The 16,753-nt window shown below is 37.2% G+C and carries 16 protein-coding genes; 4 read left to right on the top strand and 12 right to left on the bottom strand.

Features of this window, described 5'->3' with window-relative positions:
* Positions 1-76 precede the first annotated feature (76 nt).
* The 7 genes from P7D84_RS09430 to P7D84_RS09400 all read right to left on the bottom strand — a co-directional run bounded on the left by P7D84_RS09430 (position 77) and on the right by P7D84_RS09400 (position 6,522).
* Positions 77-346 carry a hypothetical protein gene (locus P7D84_RS09430; protein ID WP_137604129.1) on the bottom strand — a complete coding sequence of 90 codons (270 nt, stop codon included), beginning with the start codon at positions 344-346 and terminating at the stop codon, positions 77-79.
* Positions 347-514: 168 nt separating this feature from the next.
* Positions 515-2,083: an Nramp family divalent metal transporter gene (locus P7D84_RS09425; protein ID WP_311806229.1), complete on the bottom strand. Its 1,569-nt coding sequence runs from the start codon at positions 2,081-2,083 to the stop codon at positions 515-517.
* Between the two features lie 179 nt (positions 2,084-2,262).
* Positions 2,263-3,792 (bottom strand): ABC-F family ATP-binding cassette domain-containing protein, encoded by a 1,530-nt coding sequence (locus tag P7D84_RS09420; RefSeq protein WP_137604131.1) that lies wholly within the window; start codon positions 3,790-3,792, stop codon positions 2,263-2,265.
* Positions 3,793-4,099: 307 nt separating this feature from the next.
* Positions 4,100-4,246, bottom strand: coding sequence for a hypothetical protein (locus P7D84_RS09415; RefSeq protein ID WP_170999801.1), 147 nt, complete (start codon positions 4,244-4,246; stop codon positions 4,100-4,102).
* 340 nt (positions 4,247-4,586) lie between these two features.
* Positions 4,587-5,135, bottom strand: a complete 549-nt coding sequence (locus P7D84_RS09410; protein ID WP_311806228.1) for an ECF transporter S component — start codon at positions 5,133-5,135, stop codon at positions 4,587-4,589.
* On the bottom strand, positions 5,125-5,943 hold the full coding sequence (gene thiD, locus P7D84_RS09405; RefSeq protein ID WP_311806227.1) for a bifunctional hydroxymethylpyrimidine kinase/phosphomethylpyrimidine kinase: 819 nt from the start codon (positions 5,941-5,943) through the stop codon (positions 5,125-5,127). Before thiD ends, P7D84_RS09410 begins: the two co-directional genes overlap by 11 nt.
* Before the next feature lie 237 nt (positions 5,944-6,180).
* On the bottom strand, positions 6,181-6,522 hold the full coding sequence (locus P7D84_RS09400; RefSeq protein WP_137604134.1) for a metal-sulfur cluster assembly factor: 342 nt from the start codon (positions 6,520-6,522) through the stop codon (positions 6,181-6,183).
* A gap of 184 nt (positions 6,523-6,706) precedes the next feature.
* On the opposite strand from P7D84_RS09400, the gene ilvD reads away from it, so the two are divergent.
* Complete coding sequence (ilvD, locus tag P7D84_RS09395; RefSeq protein ID WP_311806226.1) at positions 6,707-8,410, top strand: dihydroxy-acid dehydratase; 1,704 nt, start codon at positions 6,707-6,709, stop codon at positions 8,408-8,410.
* 175 nt (positions 8,411-8,585) lie between these two features.
* On the opposite strand, the gene aspD is transcribed toward ilvD, so the two are convergent.
* The gene (gene aspD, locus P7D84_RS09390; protein ID WP_311806225.1) at positions 8,586-10,181 is read right to left on the bottom strand and encodes an aspartate 4-decarboxylase; all 1,596 of its coding nucleotides are present in this window, start codon (positions 10,179-10,181) and stop codon (positions 8,586-8,588) included.
* A 401-nt stretch (positions 10,182-10,582) separates the two neighbouring features.
* Between aspD and P7D84_RS09385 the strand changes: the two genes are divergently transcribed.
* Positions 10,583-10,837, top strand: a complete 255-nt coding sequence (locus P7D84_RS09385) for a hypothetical protein (protein ID WP_137604137.1) — start codon at positions 10,583-10,585, stop codon at positions 10,835-10,837.
* A gap of 39 nt (positions 10,838-10,876) precedes the next feature.
* Here the strand turns inward: P7D84_RS09385 and P7D84_RS09380 are convergent, their stop codons facing one another.
* Both P7D84_RS09380 and P7D84_RS09375 read right to left on the bottom strand, forming a co-directional pair.
* Positions 10,877-11,611: a YdcF family protein gene (locus tag P7D84_RS09380; RefSeq protein WP_311806224.1), complete on the bottom strand. Its 735-nt coding sequence runs from the start codon at positions 11,609-11,611 to the stop codon at positions 10,877-10,879.
* 89 nt (positions 11,612-11,700) lie between these two features.
* Positions 11,701-11,961, bottom strand: a complete 261-nt coding sequence (locus P7D84_RS09375) for a DUF6442 family protein (RefSeq protein WP_137604139.1) — start codon at positions 11,959-11,961, stop codon at positions 11,701-11,703.
* A gap of 266 nt (positions 11,962-12,227) precedes the next feature.
* On the opposite strand from P7D84_RS09375, the gene P7D84_RS09370 reads away from it, so the two are divergent.
* Positions 12,228-12,842, top strand: coding sequence for a histidine phosphatase family protein (locus P7D84_RS09370; RefSeq protein ID WP_311806223.1), 615 nt, complete (start codon positions 12,228-12,230; stop codon positions 12,840-12,842).
* 341 nt (positions 12,843-13,183) lie between these two features.
* Here P7D84_RS09370 and P7D84_RS09365 read toward each other — a convergent pair whose 3' ends face one another.
* Both P7D84_RS09365 and P7D84_RS09360 read right to left on the bottom strand, forming a co-directional pair.
* A complete protein-coding gene (locus tag P7D84_RS09365; protein WP_311806222.1) occupies positions 13,184-13,678 on the bottom strand; it encodes a GyrI-like domain-containing protein in 495 nt (164 codons plus the stop codon).
* 70 nt (positions 13,679-13,748) lie between these two features.
* Entirely contained in the window at positions 13,749-14,711 is a 963-nt protein-coding gene (locus P7D84_RS09360) for a GIY-YIG nuclease family protein (RefSeq protein WP_446493934.1), read from the bottom strand.
* 244 nt (positions 14,712-14,955) lie between these two features.
* Between P7D84_RS09360 and P7D84_RS09355 the strand changes: the two genes are divergently transcribed.
* Complete coding sequence (locus P7D84_RS09355) at positions 14,956-16,515, top strand: NlpC/P60 family protein (RefSeq protein WP_311806220.1); 1,560 nt, start codon at positions 14,956-14,958, stop codon at positions 16,513-16,515.
* Positions 16,516-16,753 lie beyond the last annotated feature (238 nt).

Genomic DNA, 16,753 nt, shown 5'->3' with positions numbered 1-16,753 from the left:
TCCTATTCCATTTCTTTCTCACTTATTTACTTAGAATCGGCTGTCCATAAAGCAAACAAGTACATAAAACCGTTGATTATTCAGGGGCACCGATAATTTTGATATACTCATCAGGATTTAAGATCTCAAAATGTTTTGCCACCAACTGGTTTCGTTTGTTCCGTCGGCCTTCGATTCTTATTTTATATTTATTTTCTGGCAGGCGGAAGACATAACCTGAGAGGTAACGATCTTTAATCAAGACCTCCGTTTTTTCTTCTCCATTGCTCATAATCAATAAAGACATCATAATCGGTTTTTCTTGCAATAAAATGGTTTTTTCTAATAGGCCGCGATACTCTTCCAAAAAATCACTTCTTTCTATAAAAATCTATAGCTAGATTTTAGCATTTTTGTGAGATTAATGCTCTAATAACGACATAACAGGTAAGGTATTCAGTAAATTTGAGGAAATATACACGAAATAGTTTATTTTTTTAAAAAAAAGCAGGAATCATATCGATTCCTGCTTTTATTATAATTCATCATTCAGCGCAGCAACATTTGCTTCGGCCACACGTTTGTTTCCTTGATGCAATTCAACAATCGTCCAGATTAACAATGCCAGAACTGCGATTATCAAAATATAAGCAATCGTGTCTGCAGTGGTGATTTCAACAGTTGTAGGATGATCTCCGAAAAATCCTTCGATTTGACTAGGCAATCCGATTAGATTTAAGTAAGTCAATCCGATAACAGAAATCCAGCCAAGTAGTTGGATGATTCGTTTATTTTTAAAACGTTCTCCCATTTCAGCACGACTATTCGTCATCATCAATAGCGGTAACATAGAAAAAGGTAAGGCAAAGGCTAAAAAGACTTGCGAATTATTCATTAAATTATTCAATGCTTCATGTTCTTCAATCACAGTACTGCCGCGAGTGAGCAAAACGCAAATCAATACTGGAACGACTGATAGTAAGCGGGTAACCAAGCGACGCAACCAAATGGGCATGCGCATGTGGATGAATCCTTCCATAATAACTTGTCCAGTTAATGTTCCCGTGATCGTAGAATTTTGACCGGAAGCTAAAAGAGCTACGGCAAATAAAGTGGATAACGCACCGGTCTTTGCGACACTCATTAAAATCCCATTACTCATCGTGGCAGGATTAGATAATGCTTCGTATAAACCAAAGAATGAAGGATCTTTGACAGTTCCAGTTTTAAAAACAGCTACCCCCATGATTAGTAATAACGCATTGACTAAAAATGCCAGCGACAATTGAATATTTGAATCCCAAGTAGTGAAACGTACAGCATTTGCGACATCTTCTTCATCTGCATGATTGACTGCTCGTGTTTGTGAAACTGCTGAGTGAAGGTAAAGATTATGCGGCATAACGGTTGCTCCGATGATTCCTAATGCACCGGTCAAAGGTGTTTGTCCGCCAATGGCAGGGGAGTTGGTAAATGTTTCATTGGTTGGAACGAATCCTTTTAGTACCTCATGCCAGTTAGGATCGGATAAAGCCACTTGATAAATAAATACAAAGAGAATGACAAAAATCAAACAGACGACGATGGCTTCAATTTTACGAAAACCGACTTTCGTTAAAAGTAATAATAAAAATACATCTAAAACAGTGATGAATACAGCGATAACTAGCGGGATATTAAACAATAAATACAAGGCGATGGCTGCGCCAATAACTTCGGCAATATCTGTTGCCATAATCGCTAACTCAGTTAAGATCCAAAGGACGATTCCTAAGGGTTTACTTGTACGAGCGCGAATGGCCTGAGCTAAATCCATTCGGGTGACGATTCCTAGTTTAGCTGCCATGTATTGTAAAAGCATCGCTACTAAACTAGAAAGTAAAATAACTGACATTAATAAGTATTGAAAATTTTGGCCGCCAGTAATGGATGTTGACCAGTTCCCAGGATCCATATAGCCAACAGCAACTAAAGCTCCAGGGCCTGAATAGGCAAGTAGTGTGCGCCAAAAACTTTTTCCTTTTGGTACGTTTATAGTGCCGTTGACTTCTTCTAAAGAAAGTCCATTAGTATGTTCTAAAATGGGATGTTTTTTTGGACTCAAGATGTTCCCACCTTCCTCTAAACTTTTCTACGAGGCAATCATACACCCAAAATAAGGAAAATGGAAGAAAAAAATTCGGCATACCTAAAATAATTGAAAAATAGTTAGGTTTGTGTGTCTATTTAGGCGATTTTTTTAGCTAGATAAAAAAAGGCTTCCCAATATTCGGGAGGCCTTAATTATTGACTGATTTCAATTACACGATCTGTCCAATCTTGATAAAATCCTTCTTCATGAGAAACGACGATAACTGTTCCAGCAAAGTTTGCTAAACTTTTACGTAAACTGTCTTTTGTATTTTGATCGATATGATTTGTTGGTTCATCAAGAATCAGCAAATTACCTTTTTGCATAGTCATTTGGCATAGTTTGACTTTAGTTTGTTCACCACCACTTAATGTACTTAAGGGTTCCTGTGCTAATTGATTGGGCAAACCGGCTTTTGCTAAATGTTTGCGTAACTCTTTGACTGTTTCTTTTGGAAAAAGCTCGCTTAAATACTGTAAGGGAGTTTGATAAGGATTCTCCCATTGCAAATCTTGTTCAAAATAATTGATTGTTGTATTTGCCGGAAAATGAAACTCACCAGCTATTTTTGGAATAGTTCCAATCAATGTTTTCAACAGTGTAGATTTTCCAATTCCGTTAAATCCGCGGATCGCAACTTTTTCTCCATAACGCAAAGTGATATTGATAGGTGCAAGTAATGGTTTTTGATAACCAATTTCAAGTTCCGTGGTCTCAAGCGCTAATGTTGTCACGATCGGGGCATAAGGAAAATCGAATTGAGCAACAGCATTGGTAGAAGGAGGGGTCAAGCGTTCTACTTTATCTAATTGTTTTTGCCGACTTTTTGCCATAGTTGAACGAGAGCCAGCTTTATATTTGCGAATATATGCTTCAGTTTTTTCGATTTGACGTTTTTGAGCCGCATATTGTTTCATATAAGTCTCTTGGAACTGTTCCTTTTGTTTCAAGGCTTTGGTTAAATTCCCCGTATATTTAGTCAGTTTACCAAATTCAATGTCTGCAATGTGAGTCGTAATCTGATTTAAAAAATCGCGATCATGAGAGATTACCACAAAAGTACCGCCGAAGTCTTGTAAAAATTGGCTCAACCAAGCAACATGCTCATCATCTAAGTGGTTTGTCGGTTCATCTAGAATCAAAACATCAGGTTTTTCTAGTAATAATTTTGCTAAAATTAATTTTGAACGCTGGCCGCCACTTAAATCTTCTAACGGTGTATCCATGCCCAAAACATCCAATCCTAATCCACTGCTCATCTCAGCAATCAAAGTATCAATTTGATAGAAATCTCCTTGATCTAGTTCTGTTTGCAAGCGTCCTGCTCGTTCCAGCAATTTATCATCCATTGTTTCCCCATACTCCATGTATAGTTCACCAATTCTTGTTTCTTTGGCAAAGTCAGCAGCATAAGCTGTTTTCAAAAAATCCTTGATAGATAATGTGGGATCGACTTCAACGTATTGATCCAAATAACCAACATGGATATTTTTTTGCCAAGCAACAGTGCCTTCATCAGGTAATTGTTCCCCAGTAATGATTTTAATCAGGGTACTTTTTCCCGCACCATTTTGGCCAATCAAGCCAAGGTGTTCGCCTTTATTCAAATGCAATTCTAAATCTTCATATAAAATTTTATCGCCAAATTGTTGTGCGATACCGGTTAAATCTAAGATACTCATGTTTCTCCTACTTTCTTACTCAATTTCCCATCATCTAATAAAAACAAAAGATAGTCAAGTGAAAAAGCAGTAATTTCAGATTGTCCAACTAATCGCTAGCAACTAGTGTAGGAAAAACAGGAATCACTCGATGGAGCAATTCCTTTTTTCTTAATGAAGGATGCTGACCAATAAAGAACAGTTATTATGTAATTAAAAAAGAGTAGAAAAGAAACTAAGGTCTTCATTTAAGACACTAAAAAAGCCTCTGCTTTCCATTTTCAAGCAGAGGCTTTTAATTATAAACATCCATCATTTAGATAGCTCCTTAAGCAGGATTTTTTAAGTTATGAATTGCTTGTTCAATAGTGATACCGATTCCATGCTGGTTCGTATTTGTCGAATAAACAATGAAAATATTTTCTTCTAAATCAAATGTTACGCGATAAGGTCTTTCTTGTTTAAAGTACGCCATAGTGCTTCCTCCTTTCGATTAATAACAAATTTACAAACAAATTATAACATATTTAAAAAATGAAAAGACGAAGTATCTATAGAATATTTTAATTAGAGATATTCAAAAAATGAAACATTATCGACTTAGTAAAAGAACCATATCCAAATTATTCAAAAAAATAATTCTTTTGTAACAGCAGTTTTGGAACAAGAGCAGATTATTTAAAATAATAAAAAAGAGTGTCGTTAAACCTAAAGTAAGTCGTTCTTCCAACAATTAGAAAATAGATGGAAGATACTTACATAGGTTTCAGACACTTGTAAAGCTTGCGCCCCTGCCAAGGAAGCTAAGTATAGCATTAAATGGGTTGATTGTGAAAAATCTGCTGCATCGCCCGTCTTAACGGAAAGAACACGAGGCTGACGATCAGAATAGTTGAAAAAATATTAATTACGGTGGCCGGCATAGTGGCTAAAGCTGCTAAAAAGGCCGGTTTTAACTGCGCACCAGCAATCATTCCCATAACAGTCACTTTGATAACTGACATGATAAATTTAGCAATTCCAGCAAAAACACCGATAATCACGATTTGATAGACACGTTGCGGTTTCTGTTTGAAAATTGAAAATGCCGCATAGGCCGCTGCACCAACGACAAAACTTTCTAGTAAAAAATAAGGCGCTTCACTAGCAAAACCATTTAGGATATCAAAGATAAAAAAACCGATACCGCCGGCTAATGAACCTTGCCAATAACCGATTAGTAAAACGGCTAATAAGACAACCGCATTACCAAAATGAATAAATGCTCCGGTTGGTAGAGGAATCTTGATCATTGTTCCAATAAAAGTCAAGGTAGCAAATAGAGCAATTAATACTAGGGTTTGAATTCGTTTATCACTGTTCATTTGAATACTCCAATCGTTTTTCTCCGTGTGTATAAGCACCATGCCAAACATGGCCTACATAAGGATTGATTTTTTCACCCATCGCAATTGCGGCTTGTACAAAGTCGATGGCTAGTTGAATGGCTTGATCAACAGGAAATTTTTTAGCAATGGCTGCAGTAAGTGCAGCTGCAAAAGTACAGCCAGCACCATGGTTATAAGCTGTATCAATGACTGGGTGAGGGTAGCGATAAAAATTTTTCCCATCATAATGCAAATCTAAGGTTTGATGACTGGCTAAACGTGCCCCACCTTTGATCACTACGTGTTTAACACCTAGTGAGGCAATAACTTTTGCTGCTTGTTGCATTTGCTTTTCTGAAGTCAAGTCTCCTAGTTCAGATAAAATACCCGCTTCACGTAGATTGGGAGTGGTGATCAATGCTTGAGGCAATAATTTTTTTCGTAAAGCCTGAACCTGTTCGCTTTGAATAAAATCTTGTGTGTCTTTACCTCCAATCACAGGATCGACAATCAAAGGAATATTTTTGGGCAGCTGGTTATCTACTAAATAAATCATTTCTTGTGAGGGCAATAATCCTGTTTTTATTGCATCGATTGGTCCAGCAAAAACCGAAGCAAGCTGTTTTTGAAGCCATTCTAGCGGGAGTTTTTGTAAGTGATGGGTACCATCTTCTGGATCTAAGGTAACAATCGAAGTGATTGCAGCTAAGCCAAAAGTCCCAAATTCTTGAAATGTTTTTAGATCCGCCTCTAAGCCGCCACCGCCAGTAGCGTCAGAGCCTGCAATTGTTGCAACTTTTTTCATCATTTCACTCCTTTTTTCAATAAGCGTGTAAGAATCCGCTCTTACATAATGAATCGTTCTTAAAGCATATCTTTTTCATTCATTAAAGAAAAGAGCCAATTGGCTTTGTTTGACCTCAGCCAATTTAGTTATGAAAAAAGTGAAAAAGTTCCAGCTAAATCAACTTTTATATAAAAAAAAGGCAAATCTAGTATTGAATCTAGATTTGTCTTATAGCAGCACGTTTAAATAGATGATCTATCTTGGACTAATTCCTAAAGAAATTCGACCAAAGCGGCTGATTCGTGTGACTTTCCAACTAGGGGACCAAACTGTTTCAACTGAAACTTCCTTAATTTCAGTAATCTCTTTAAGAGCCACAACGATTTCGTTAGGAACAGTTACCATACAACCGCATCCCATTGAAGTAAAGGTAACGACCACTTTACAATGCCCAGTCTCATCTAAAGCGACTTCATAAAGCAATCCTAAATTATATATATCTAATCCTATTTCCGGATCATAAATCGTTTCAAATTTTTCAATCAACTGTTCACTGATTGCAGCAGCTCGATCGTTAATAAGAATATCTTCTCGCATCTTTTTTCCTCCGTTTCAGAAAAGATTATGTGTATTTTTTCATGAAACATTCCTTTTTTCAATAGTTTTTATGAAATTTTTTTGCTTTAACTTAGAATTTTTTAATGTTTATGTTAAAATACAATTAGATTATTCAAAGCTAATGCCGGAATAATAACGATTATTTTGAAAGGGGAGTTTTACTATGACTGATAACCAGCCAAAAAAAGATATCCGCATCAGAAGTAATGTTTATGATAATATGGTCAAATCACCAAATCGCGCGTTGTTGCGAGCAACGGGAATGGGTGACCAAGAACTTGAGCAACCGATTATTGGTGTGATCAGCACTTGGGCCGAAAATACCCCTTGTAATATTCATTTAGCTGACTTAGGAAAACTTGCGAAAAAAGGTGTGATCACTGCTGGTGGTTGGCCAGTACAATTCGGGACGATTACAGTTTCAGATGGTATCGCAATGGGAACACCTGGCATGCGTTTTTCTTTGCCGTCTCGTGATATTATTGCCGATTCAGTTGAAGCAGCAATTAGCGGACACAACTGCGATGCATTTGTGGCAATCGGAGGCTGTGATAAAAACATGCCTGGTTGTATGATTGCGATTGCGAATACAGATATTCCGTCGATTTTTGTCTATGGGGGAACAATTGCTCCTGGAAATCTTGATGGAGAAGACATTGATTTAGTTTCTGTATTTGAAGCGATCGGTCAATGGAATCATCATGATATGACTGCCGAAGAAGTTCGACGGATCGAATGCAATGCTTGCCCTGGACCTGGTGGTTGTGGCGGTATGTATACAGCAAATACGATGGCTTCAGCAATCGAAGCAATGGGGATGAGTTTACCTGGTTCCTCTTCTCATCCAGCAACAACAGAAGCAAAATTGAAAGATGTTGAAGAAGCCGGCGAAGCAGTTATGAAACTATTAGAAAAAGGTATCTATCCGAAAGATATCATGACGCGTAAGGCTTTTGAAAATGCGATCACAGTCGTTATGGCATTGGGTGGCTCGACCAACGCAGTACTTCATTTGATGGCGATGGCACATGCTGCAAATGTCGAATTGACGTTAGATGATTTCAATGATTTTCAAGAGAAGGTTCCTCATTTAGCCGATTTGAAACCAAGTGGGAAATATGTTTTCCAAGATTTATATGAAGTTGGTGGCGTACCTGCTGTTATGAAATACCTTTACGAAAATGGTTATTTACATGGTGATTGCTTGACGGTTACTGGAAAAACACTTGCAGAAAACTTAGCAGACGTTCCTTCACTAAAAGAAGGCCAACAAATCATCATGCCGTTAGAAAATCCAAAACGTAAAGATGGTCCGTTGATCATCTTGCATGGTGATCTAGCGACAGAAGGTGCAGTCGCTAAAGTTTCCGGCGTGAAAGTCCGCCGACATGAAGGACCAGCTAAAGTATTCAACAATGAAGAAGATGCAATTGATGCGGTACTTGCGGATGAAGTCGTTGATGGCGATGTTGTTGTTGTTCGTTATGTAGGACCAAAAGGTGGACCTGGTATGCCAGAAATGTTGTCTTTATCTAGTATGATTGTCGGAAAAGGGCAAGGTGAGACAGTGGCCTTGTTGACAGATGGTCGTTTTTCAGGCGGAACGCATGGACTTGTTGTCGGGCACATTGCGCCTGAAGCACAAGATGGTGGAGCGATTGCTTTGTTAAAAACAGGCGATATCGTTGTAATCGATCAAGATACTAAAGAACTTACAATGAAAGTTTCTGAAGCAGAGCTTGCAAAACGCCAAGCAGATCTTGTGATTCCGCCATTGCATACTCGTGGTGTTCTAGGAAAATACGCACATCTGGTTTCCAGTTCTGCTGAAGGGGCAATTACTGATTTTTGGGAAAAAGAAGACTAGTCAAATAAACTCATTGCTAGTTGTTAAAAGATAATAAAAAGCAAAGCTAGTACAAAAACTAGCTTTGCTTTTTTAGATTGCTTGATTAATGAAGCATCATAAATCTGGGATAAACAGGTAGTCAAGATAACTAAAATCGTAACTTAGGTTACAAAAAGCTATCGTCAAAATATCTTTATTGATTTTTGATCCATTGATCACGGATAGTATCTGTTAGTCGGATTATTCGTTTGCCGACTTCTGAGTATTGATTCGTTGCTAAGTTTGCTAATGAAACACGGACGGCCCATTCGCTGCTGCCGAAAGCATTGGCTTTTAACAACATTAATTGTTCTTTTTCAGCTAGGGAAGTCAAGACCTTTGTGACTGTCCATTTATTTTTCAAATAGTCTGCAAAATCATTGCCATAGCGTTTCCGGCTCCAATCTTCATAATTGATCTCGCAATAATAAGCAGTATCTAAATCTTCTAATGGTGCTTGGAGTCCCAATGTATCAAATAATAGGCGTTCTCGTTGGCGGCAAATATCCATTACTTCGGCTTTGTAAGCCTTGCCTTCATCTAATAAGCTGTATAAACTAAACATGACCATCATTACTTGCTGTGGAGCAGAAAGCCCAGAAGCATGATTCAAAGCAACATCACGACTGTCGGCGACAATCCGATCAATAAAGGTAATCGTTGTCGGATCTGCTGTTAACGAAGCGTAACGTGCATTCAATTGGGCAACTTTTTCTGGAGATAACTGGGCGATCAATTCATCAAAAAGATTGTATTTGGCTACCGCAATTGTGCCTACACGCCAACCAGTCGCACCAAAATATTTTGAATAGGAATAGATACAAGCAGTATTATAAGGAATCGCTGAAAACAGGGAAGTAAAGACGGGTACAAACGTACCGTATACATCATCCGTTAAGATCATCAATTCAGGATTATCGGTAGCTACGATATCTTTTAATAAATCGATGGTTGGCTGACAAAGTGCGTTGGCTGTTGGATTACTTGGGTTTACCACAAAAACTGCTTTGATATCAGAATCTCGTAACTTATTGATTTCTTCATCAGGATATTGATAAGTCATTTTACCGGCGACCATCGTTTGTTCCGCTTGGACTTTGACGATGTCAAATGAGTATTTTGGCAGTTCAGGAATTTCCAAATAAGGCGCAAATGTCGGCAACATCAATGCAATCTTATCTCCACGATTTAATAAGAAGTTATTAAGCAAAGTGTCAAAGATATAGCAGATTCCTGCAGTTCCGCCTTCCACAGCAAAAATATCAAAAGGCACGGTGCTGTCAGAAAAAAGTTCTTGATTCAAGTAGGCTTTGATAGGACCTTCGCAGGCACTCAAGCACCGCACGGGATTTGGATAATTGTCCCCAATAATGTGATCGAGCATACTTGTTAGCCAAGCTTCTTTGGGCATCCCTAGATAATTATTATCAGAAAACCAGATTTTTTTTAAAAAGTCGGCTCCTTTACCAGGATGCGCTGCTAAAAATTCTACAAAACGTTGGCTACAATCAGTATCAGCTTGGATCATTCCAGCGGTTAATTCACCACTGCCATATAAGGTTTCTTGCGTAGCAAACTGTCCTAGTAAAAAGAAGGCTTCCCGTGGTGTCGGTGCAGTCCAATTTGGATTTCCACGTCCAGCGTTCAGAAGATTAGTAACAGTTTTATTTTCATGAATTTTTTGTTCTAAAAAAAGACTCAATTCGAAAGGGCTTAACTCTTCTAAGGCTTGTTCGGCAATTGTTGACACAAATATGACTCCTTCTACGCTTTATTTTAAGTCTATAGTAACGAGAATAATTTTTAATACAGCGTAAATACGCTTAGAGTTTGTGAGAAAATTTCTGTTAAAAAACAAAGAAATAATGGTTGTTTTTTTCAAAACAGGTTACAAATGCTAATATGACAATAAAGTTACCGCTTACAAAATTCTAAGAATTACGAATTTAGAGTTTTTTTAAGGAAGATATCAGACTTTCGACCCATGTTAAATAGATAAAAAATCGGCATACTATATATAGAAACTAATGACTATCCAACGAAGTGTCACTTAATTACAAGGGAGTCTGCTAGCGCAAGTTGATTAAAAGTGTAATCAAAGGGTAGTAACAGTAGTTGTCAGAACTTATTATGGATCAGGAGGAATCAGAGATGGAACAATTGATTGCTATTGCGTTTATTGCATTACTAATTTTCTTTGTTGTAAAAGTCGGCTCAGTCTTGTGGCGGATAGCTGGGGTCTTATTTTTGCTATTTATCATCTATCTTTATAAAGATCAAGTCCTTTCGCAAATCCAGCAATTTATTGCTGAACCTAATTTTGCTGGCCTATGGCAAAGTATTTCAACTTTCTTTGGCAATTTATTTGAGAAAGTTACCGGTTTTGTCAGTACAGTGATTGAATAATTCAAAAGCAGTCAGTTTATAAACTGACTGCTTTTTTACTTATATTCGAGGATTTCCGATAATATATTTTTGGCAACGTCGATAACTCGTTAAAACTTTTTCTGGTATGTCCACATGAGGAATGAAATCAGCCCCTTTTGGACCATAACCATTCTCATCATCCTTAAGTCGGCGAATCTCACCGATGACTAAAGACAAGAAATAATCAGCAGTCCACCACATATCCATTTTTTCATTTTCAAAATAAGGGCGATGATCAAACTCAATTAATTTCGGTTGTTCAAAAAAGAGCGGCTGAATAGCAGATAACGGTAATTGCCATTCCCTACTAAAGGTTAGATGGGAACGCTTCTGGACGAGTGGATCTTGGACGAGCCAAAATTTTTGAGGAGGCTCATGATCAAAAAGTTGATAGGAAAAACGTGCATTTTCACCGGTATTTGTCGAACGTTTTTCTAAAAGTAGTAAAAGATCACGCAAACAGTAATAGGAAAATATCTCTTTGATGATCTCTGCTTCAGAGAGTTGCTCCCACTCGGGGCGAACAAGTTCTGGACAACTTTTTTGACAATTTGCGATCAAAGGAGCAGTACCATGACCAAAGCCACCAACAAAGATGACGCGTTGTATTTCAGCTGTTGTTTCACAAAACTTTGCAGCAGAAATGATAAGATAAGGCAAACTATTCCCGGCTATCAGCAAGGTATCTGCATGAAAATCAGGATTCTCAGGAGCTGTTGTTAAATAATCAACAAGGGTAACAAAATCAGACATCTCAACCTCCTTAAATAAATACGTATACAATAGTAGCAAAAAATTTAAAAGAAAAAAACCACTGATAAAACTATACCAGCGGTTATGAATTAAAATAAATATCGAATAAAAAAGAAAATACATAAGACAAAGAGGACAACGGATAGAAGCAACCAAACTTTTTGTTTGATCCACAGAAATTTTCCATAACAAAAAGCAGCCGCAGCTCCGGTCAAGAGACTGAATAGATCCATGACTTCACGATGTTCTACAAGACGTGCAAGCATTAAAACGCTGAAAAGGATCAGGCTAAAAATACCAGCTGTAGCTAAAGCTAAATCCGTACTAGTTTGTTTACGTTCTTTTTCCATCGGTTCCCTCCATCCATACAAAAGTCTTTCAAATAATTTTTGAATTAATAGGTACTATGTTTTTTACTGATGATCAAGCAAAAGGCAAATTTTTTTGTTGAAACTGTTGTTTTTATTATAAATGAATCCGATTACAATGTCACGTATCTAAGTGTTCTATACTAGAAATACAAGTTATTTTTTGTTTTTTTACCTGCGTTTCCCATTTTTTTTGAATGAAATTTCTAACCAGTAGTGTATACTTGTTGGGTAAAAGAGGTGAGAATGTGACTCAATTTTATTTTGTCCGACATGGGAAAACGGAAATCAACGCAGAAGGACGTTTCAATGGGGGAACTGTCGATTCTCCTTTAATCCCCGCAGGAGTCGCTGCTACTAAACGGATGGCGCAACATTTAAAATCTGTTTCGTTCGACATGGCCTTGACGTCTCCTCAGATGCGTGCTCAGACGACGGCAAAAATTATTTTGGCAGAAAGTACCAATGCACCGATCCTAACTATTATTGAAGAGTTGCGAGAAATGCATTTAGGTGATTGGGATGGTAAAAAAATTGATCAAATTACAGCAGATTTTCCTGAAGAGCTAAAGAATTATCGAATGCGGCCTGATTTATTTGATGCAGAAAAAATTCATGCTGAAGCATATCCTAATTTGATTGCTCGCAGTACTAAAGTGATTGAAGAAGTAACAAGGACACATCCCAATGATAAAGTGCTCGTAGTCAGTCATGGAATCTTACTGATGGCATTGTTGAATACATTAAAAGGAGTCCCACTAGCAAAGATTCGGGAAAGCGGGATCGTAGATAATTCAAGTTTGACGATTTTAAATCATTCCAAAGAAAAATCAGTTTTTGAAACTTGGGGCCAAACATTCTGATGAGACGAGTGATTCCTTTTTAAGAGTATAATCAATAGTTTGTTAAGATACAGGATTATGATAGAGATAAGAAATTCTAAAGCATCCAAGGAATTTCTGTAAAGGCCAGACAGGTTCTAAAAGAGCCAGAACTGTCAAAATAGCAAAAAAACTATAGATAACTTTTAAAAAACTTTTTAATGTTTTTATTATTGTGTTTTTTTATATAAAATTTCTGAGAGAATCTTTCAAATAAAAAAACAGAAATTCCTTTCAAAATTAGACTTTAAAAAAAATAATAAGTACAAAAAACTCCCTTCAAAATATACTTGAAGGGAGTTTTAGTTTTTTAATAGAGATTCTTAGTTTGTAAATAAGTCTTTTCGTTTTAAACGGTAAGTCAATTCGATCATCGTTTCTTGTTCTTCTAAGGGGGCAGAAGCATCGGTTAAAAAATACTCATAACTGCGAAAAGTAAAAATACCGTTTTCTTGTTTGATGGCAGTAATCAGTTCTTTGTAAGAGTCTGTTAAGTCGTCATAATCGCCGATATATAATGTTCGTACTGCTTGATAACTAGGTAAAACATAACTTTGAAACTTTTCTGTGGAAGGAAGTTCTTGATTGATTGGAATACCAATCTCGACATCTAATAGCTCATCTCTAGGTTGTCCGGCATCATTGAGATTTAAGTAAGAAATAAATGGCGTTCCTACAGGTTCTGCTCCATTTTTTTGGATGTATTCTAGCAAATCCACAAAAGAAGTCCCGATATAGCTTGGGATGTGTTCATGTGAAATATGAGTGGACATGGAAACGATTGTCTGTGCAGGTTTGACGATCTTCTCAATTTGCATACTGTTACCTCCCATTTCATAAACTACTATGGTGATTGTAACAAGGAACATAGTCGAATACAAACAGGAACTATTCTTCTGGTTGGAATCCTCTGACTTGTCCGTGTTGATTCAAATAATTAAAGAAGATAGGGAATACGTCTACATCGGCTTTATCCAAACGTTCTTTTGTTTCAAGTCGTTGCCAAGTTTTAGCAGAGATGGTTTTTTCTAATCGTTTTCTTGCTTGCTGAAAGCTTGGTTTTTTCTGGTAGACCACACGATTCAATAACTCTCCTTTAGCATAGAGATAGCAGTAGTATGCATGTTCTTCCGGCAGGATGCCGACAAAGGTTTGATTTTGCATGATTTGGATTAATTGTTTGTTGCGACGCAAAAAACGTTGAACAGTTAAATAATTGTTCCACCATTGGGCAGAGGCCTCATAGTCATGGCGCTCACTAGCAGCTTGGACCCGTTGGTCAATCCGTGTGAGTAAACTAGTTGACTGGCCTAAAAGTATTTCTTTGATCTCTTGAATCCGCAAATCAAATTCTTCTTCAGGAGAGCATTCATTGTAATCTTTCACAATTCCCGCTACGTATTTTAAAGGTCCGTCTAAACGATAGACACTATTGATGATCTGCTTTAACTCTTGAATTTTACTTTGTTTGAAAAAAGGACCAATCACCAGACCTTCATCAGACCATTCATTTAAAACTTTTAGATAAGGTGCTGTATCTATAAATTGGAAGTATCCATAGCCCTCATAATAGTTCATCATACGGTTATACTGCGGACGAATTTGGTGAATCAATTGACACTCTAATAAGAGTGCATCAAATTCGGTATCAACTAATAGATAATCAAAATCTACGATCCAACGAACCATCTCTTGAACCTTTTTTGAATGTTGCTTATTTTTAACAAAATAGGAACTGACTCGTTGTTTTAAATTTTTCGCTTTTCCGATGTAAATAATTTCACCGCGAGTATTTTTCATCTGGTAGACCCCGGGGGTTTTTGGCAGATTTTTGATTTTTTCTTTCAGTATAAGATCACCTCATTTTTAAATTATCTAAAAAAAGATTTTTAAACAACTTTTAAAAACACTATTCTAGATTCATTTTTTTCAAATCTTTCAATTTTTGATATAAAAACAACTTTTTAGTCTAATTTCTGAAAAAATAATCTGAAATATCCAAAAAAGAAATCCTTTCCCAATGACCGTCAATTTCTATTGTGTTATAATTAACTACGTTAAGAAAGCAATGAGAGAAAGAATGGAGAGATGTTAAATGTCAAATAAAGTTTTAACCCGACGCGAGCTGCGCCAACAAAAACGACAGAAGGCCACTAACTATCGCTACCTAAAGAAGGGTTCGGCTGTGGTAGGGACCGCATTAGTAACAGTTTCAGTAGCGGCTCCTTTGCTGAACACTAATGAAGTAGAAGCTGTTGAAGGAAAAACGACCGCCACCACATCAAATGTAAATAAAAAAGCTTTTATAAATGAGATTTCAACTATAATCAAACCATTGGCTGAAAAACATGATCTTTATGCTTCAATCATGATCGCTCAAGCTGGACTTGAAAGTAGTTGGGGACAAAATGATTATGCGCAAGCCCCTTATTATAATTTATTTGGTCTAGAAGGACAGTATCAAGGAAAATCTGCGATGCTGGACAAAGAAAATCCAGAAACTGGACAATCAGAGAAAAAAGAACTGAAACAATACGATTCGTATAAAGAGGCTGTCCAAGATTATATTGAGATCTTAAAAACAACTTCTGGTGATGGCAATGAAAATTACTTCAGCGGAGCTTGGAGAAGCAATGCGAAAGATTACCAAGCAGCTGCAACTGCACTAGCAGCACGGTTTAGTAGTGATGAAACGTATGTTCAAAAATTAGTTTCTACAATTCAAGAACATGATTTAACAAGTTATGATGCTACTGAGCCAGTGACTCCGCCGGTTGCACAACCAGCTGCGTCTGTTCAATCAAAAGAATACACTGTTCAATCTGGTGATACGGTTAATTCTATCACGGATCAATTTGGAATTGGAATTCAAGAATTTATCGAGTGGAATAATATTAATGACAATACTATTTATGCTGGTCAAACTGTAGTAGTCGGTGATGATGCAACTAGCGAAACTGCTCCGATTACTCAAACAGAGACCATTGAAAATCCAATGCCGATTGAAACACCGAATGAAAACACCACACCAATTGTACAACCAATTGTTGATACTACACCGGTAGCAGACGTGACACCAGTTCAGGAAACACCTGCTCAAGAAGTAGTTCAACAAGAAACAGTTCCTGTTCAACAAGAGAATACTCAACAAGAAGAACAAGCAACACAAGCGACGCCAACTCCGGAGGTACCAGTTACAACACCTGAGGCACAACCAGAACAAGTGCAACCGGAACAAACACAACCAGAGCAAGGGCAAGATCAACAACAAACAGCGCCTGAACAAACAACAGAAACTTCTCAAGGTCAGCAAGTTGTTAACGAAGCAGAAAAATATATTGGGACTCCATACGTTTGGGGAGGAAAAGACACTAGTGGTTTTGACTGCTCTGGTCTTACACAATATGTCTACAAACAAGTGACAGGAAAAGATATTGGTAGCTGGACAGTTGCTCAAGAGTCTTCAGGTACACAGATTTCAGTGAGTCAAGCGCAACAAGGAGATCTGTTATTCTGGGGAGATAAAGGTTCAAGCTATCACGTTGCGATCTCAGCTGGTGGTGATCAATACATTCATGCACCTCAGCCAGGAGAAAACGTGAAGTACGGTTCGACTCAATATTATACTCCAGACTTTGGTGTACGTGTATATTAAACTTAATCTAATGATAGTGTCCAAGAAGACAGTAGTTGTTCTTCTTGGATTTTTTTGTGTATATAACTAAAAATAATGGCTCTTCTGCGGTGAAAAATCTTTTATTTTTACATAATTATTTCAATTTTTTCCTATAGGCACGAGCTTTTGCTATTTAATAATCTTAATTGTCAAATTAAGTTAGACAAATCATCAATACTTACGTAACTCAAAAATACTTCCAAAGGTGTTCGATAAT

It is taken from the genome of Enterococcus dongliensis, from assembly GCF_031927985.1.
Classification (GTDB): domain Bacteria; phylum Bacillota; class Bacilli; order Lactobacillales; family Enterococcaceae; genus Enterococcus_A; species Enterococcus_A dongliensis.
This window is presented reverse-complemented; position numbering and strand designations above follow the sequence as displayed.